Below are 3,739 nucleotides of genomic sequence, written 5' to 3'. Positions count from 1 at the left end.
ACGGCGGAGTCGACGACGTGCTGCTGGGCGCGCTGGCCCTCGCGGTGCGCCAGTGGCGCGAGGCGCGGGGCGTGGACCCCGACGGCGGGGTGCTGGTCGACCTGGAGGGCCACGGCCGCGACGGCGACCGCGCCGATGCCGAGGCCGACCTCTCCCGTACCGTCGGCTGGTTCACCCGTGTCCATCCCGTACGGCTCGACGTCACCGGCTGCGGGGACGATCCCGCGGACGCCGTCAAGCGGGTCAAGGAACAGCTGCGGGCGGTACCCGGCGGCGGCTTCGGGTACGGCCTGCTGCGTCATCTGAACGCCGACACCGCTGCCGCCCTCGCGGCCCTCGCCGAGCCGCAGATCGGCTTCAACTACCTGGGCCGTACGGGCTCCGTGTCCTCGGCCGACTGGACTCCGCTCGACCGGCCGGGTGGACTCGACGGCCCGGTGACGGCACTGCCGCACGCTCTCGAGATCAACGCCATCGCGAAGGACGGCCCCGAGGGCCCGGTGCTGTCGGCGACGTTCGCGTGGGCGGGCGGTCTGCTCGGCGAGGCCGAGGTGCGGGAGCTGGCCGAGCGGTGGCTGCGGGCGCTGGAGACCCTCGCGGCCACGGATGCCGGGGCCGGCGGGCACACGCCGTCCGACTTCCCCCTCGTACCCGCCCTGACCCAGGAGCAGGTGGAAGCCCTGGAGGCCGCGTACCCCGGCCTGGAGGACGTCCTCCCGCTCTCCCCGCTCCAGGAGGGCCTGCTCTTCCACGCCCACTACGACCACGAGGGCACCGACGTCTACACCGCTCAGGTCGAACTGGACCTGGAGGGCCGGCTGGACGAGGCGACCCTGCGGGAGGCATGGACGGCGCTGCTGCGCCGCCACGCCAACCTGCGGGCCGCGTTCGTGCCCGACGTCGCAGGCGTTCCCGTGCAGGTGGTCGTCCGCGACCCCGGACTCCCCTGGCGCACCGTCGATCTCCGCGCCCTGCCCGAGGCGGACGCGGAGGCGGAGGCCGGCCGGATCGCCGCCGAGGAGCGCGCGAAGCGCCTCGATCCGGCGCGGGCGCCGCTCATGCGCCTCACCGTCGTGGGCCTGAGCGACACCCGGCACCGTCTCGTCCTGACGAACCACCACATCCTCTTCGACGGCTGGTCGGTCCCCGTCCTCGCGAAGGAACTGTTCACCCTGTACGCCACTGCCGCCGCCGGCGGTACCGGCGCGGACCTGCCGCCGTCCACCCCCTACAGCGACTACCTCGCCTGGCTCGCCGCACAGGACGGACAGGCGGCCGAGCGGGCCTGGGCGGACGAGCTCGACGGGGTGGAGGAGCCGACGCTCCTGGCCCCGGACACCCCGGCCGCCACCGCCGGGGCACCGGGCGTCCCCGCCAGGATCGACGCGGAGCTCCCCGCGCCGGCCGTGACGGCGCTGCGCCGGCTGGCGCGGGACCGGGGCCTGACGGTCAACACCCTGGTGCAGGGTGCCTGGGCGCTGCTGCTGTCCCGGCTGACCGGCCGTGACGACGTCGTCTTCGGTACGACGGTCTCCGGCCGCCCGCCGGAGATACCCGGCATCGAGTCCATGGCGGGCCTGTTCATCAACACCCTCCCGGTCCGGGTCGTCCTCGACCCGGCCGAGCGGCTGGCCGACCTCCTGCTGCGCGTGCAGACCGCCCAGTCGAAGCTGATGGCCCATCAGTACATCGGGTTGAGCCGGATCAACCGGCTGTCCGGCCTGCCGCGGCTGTTCGACAGCCTCGTCGTCTTCGAGAACTACCCGGTCGCCGAAGGGTCCGTCCCGTCCTCGGGGCTCGCCGTCAGCGGCTCGAAGGTCCACGACGCGACCCACTACCCGGTGACCCTCGCCGCCGGACTCCGCGACGACGAACTGTGGCTGCGGCTCCACTACATGCCGCACCTCCTCACCGAGGAGGCCGCACGCACGCTCACCGACCGGTTCCGCACGCTGCTGCGGACGCTCGCCGACGACCCCACCCGCCCGTCCGGTTCCGTCGACGTCCTCACCGCCGAGGAGCGGCACCGCATCCTCACCGACTGGAACGACGTCGACGCGGACACGACGAGGGACGCGGCGAGTGTCGTCGAGGCGTTCGCGGCGCAGGTGGCGCGTACGCCGGAGGCCGTGGCCGTCCGCTGGGACGGCGGTGTGCGGACGTACCGGGAACTCGACGAGCGGGCGGACCGCCTGGCGGCGCGGCTGGTGTCCCTGGGGGTGCGGCCGGAGGAGCGCGTCGCCCTGCTGATGGAGCGTTCACCGGAGGTCGTGACGGCGATCCTCGGTGTGCTGAAGGCCGGAGCGGTCTACGTGCCCCTCGACGGAAGACTGCCGGGGGCCCGGCTCGCCTCGATGACACGACTGGCCGGGTGCCGCGTCGTGGTCACGGACGGCGGCACGACCACCGACGCCCTGCCCGGAATCGAGCACGAGGTCCCGGTCCCGGCCGGTGACGACGACCGTCCGGAGGAACCGCCCGTCCGGGCCCCCGCCGTGCGCGTCCTGCCGGACAGCGCCGCCTACGTGATGTTCACGTCCGGCTCCACCGGCGAGCCGAAGGGCGTGGAGATCACCCACCGCGGAGTGGTGAGCCTGGCCACCGACCGCCGCTGGAACACCGGCGCCGCCTCCCGCGCCGACACGGTCCCGCACCGGGTGCTGCTGCACTCGCCGTACGGCTTCGACCCGTCCACCTACGAGCTGTGGATGCCCCTGCTCGGCGGCGGCGAGGTCGTCGTCGCACCGCCCGGCGACCTCGACGTACCCACCATCGCCCGTACGGTCCGCACGCACGGCGTGACCTCGCTGCTGCTCACCGCCGGACTGTTCCGGGTGGTCGCGGAGGAGGACCCCGGCTGCCTGGAGGGGGTCCGGGAGGTGCTGACCGGCGGAGACGTGGTCACGTCGGCGTCCGTGCGGCGCGTCCTGAACGCGTGCCCGGACACCGACGTCACCGACATCTACGGCCCGACCGAGATCACCCTGTTCGCCACCCAGCACACCATGCGGGACGCGGCCCGGGTGCCGGGCAGCGTCCCCATCGGCCGTGCCCGTGACGGCATGCGGGCCTACGCCCTCGACGGCCGGCTGCGACCGGTGCCGCCCGGCGCGGTGGGCGAGCTGTACATCGCCGGTGACGCGCTGGCCCGCGGCTACGCGCACCGGAGCGCGCTGACCGCGGAGCGGTTCGTCGCCGATCCGTTCGGTCCGGCCGGTACCCGTATGTACCGCACGGGTGACCTGGTGCGCTGGGCCCCGGGCGGAGTGCTGGAGTTCCTCGGGCGGGCCGACCACCAGGTCAAGATCCGCGGCTTCCGCATCGAACTCGGCGAGATCGAGGGCGTACTCGGCGCACAGGACGAGGTCGCCGACGCCGTGGTCCTCGTACAGCGGGCGCCGTCCGGCGGCAAGCACCTCGTCGGCTACGTCGTCCCCGAACCGGGACGCCGGCCCGACCCCGGCACGCTCCGGGCGAGCCTCGCCGAACGGCTGCCGGAGTACATGGTCCCCTCCGCCATCCTGCTGCTCGACGCACTGCCGCTGACCGCGAACGCCAAGCTCGACCGCGCGGCCCTGCCCGTGCCCGGCTTCGCCGGCACGACGGGCGGAGGACGGGCACCGCGCACCCCCGTGGAGCGGACCCTCTGCGCGCTGTTCGCGGAGGTGCTGGGCGTGGAGCGGGTCGGCGCGGACGACGGGTTCTTCGCGCTGGGCGGGGACAGCATCATGTCGATCCA

Annotated in this window: 1 protein-coding gene; it reads left to right on the top strand. The window is 74.1% G+C overall.

Features of this window, described 5'->3' with window-relative positions; translation table 11 throughout:
• A partial coding sequence (locus ACP4J0_RS38220) for an amino acid adenylation domain-containing protein (protein ID WP_426604014.1) occupies positions 1-3,739 on the top strand: 3,739 nt, incomplete at both ends.

Source organism: Streptomyces sp. WG7 (assembly GCF_049975785.1).
Taxonomy (GTDB): Bacteria; Actinomycetota; Actinomycetes; order Streptomycetales; family Streptomycetaceae; genus Streptomyces.
Note: the sequence above shows the minus strand (reverse complement) of the source record. Positions and strands in the feature narration are given on the sequence as shown.